Origin of the sequence: Mesorhizobium sp. M4A.F.Ca.ET.020.02.1.1, from assembly GCF_004022645.1 — a bacterium.
Taxonomy (GTDB): Bacteria; Pseudomonadota; Alphaproteobacteria; order Rhizobiales; family Rhizobiaceae; genus Mesorhizobium.
Genome location: NZ_RZOI01001343.1, coordinates 1 through 584, shown reverse-complemented (window position 1 = coordinate 584; position 584 = coordinate 1). Strand labels below are relative to the sequence as shown.

Sequence of the window (584 nt, the reverse complement as noted above, 5' to 3'; positions counted from 1 at the left end):
GGTCCGGGTGGGTGGGGGACATGAAAAGAGCCGCTCGATGCGGCTCTTTTCCTGACTCGGGAACGCTAGATCCCTGACTTACCGCTTCAAATTCACCACGATGACGCCGCCGAGCGCTAGCGCGCCGCCGAGGATGCCGAGCATCGTCGGCACTTCGCCCAGCCAGAAAAAGCCGATCAGGGCGGACATCGGCGAGACCAGATAGAGGAAGTTCGAGGCACGCGCAGCCGGCAGGCGCGACAGCGCGGTCGCCCAGGCGGCGTAGGCGATCAGGCTGGGCACGATGCCAAGGTAGATGACGGCGCCGAGACCGGCTGTGTCGGCAACCGCCGCCTGCGAGATCGCTTCCGGCAGGAAGGGCGCCAGGCAGAGCGCGCCGAGCACCATGTTGGAGGCGGCGATGGTCAGCGGATGATGGCGGGCAAAGAGCGGCTTCTGGACGATGGTGTTGACGGCCGAGCAGAGCGCGGAACCCAGCACCAGCAGCGCGCCGGTGTTGAAGTGCAGCCCCTGCCCGTCGGCCATGGCGATGATGCCGATGCCGGCAAACGAGATCAGCGTGCCGAGCCAGGCCAGGCCAGAAA

1 protein-coding gene is annotated in these 584 nt (G+C 66.6%); it reads right to left on the bottom strand.

Annotation, left to right across the window (positions count from 1 at the left end; translation table 11 throughout):
- Positions 1–78: 78 nt before the first annotated feature.
- A partial coding sequence (locus tag EN742_RS37045) for a DMT family transporter (protein WP_148670619.1) occupies positions 79–584 on the bottom strand: 506 nt, incomplete at its 5' end.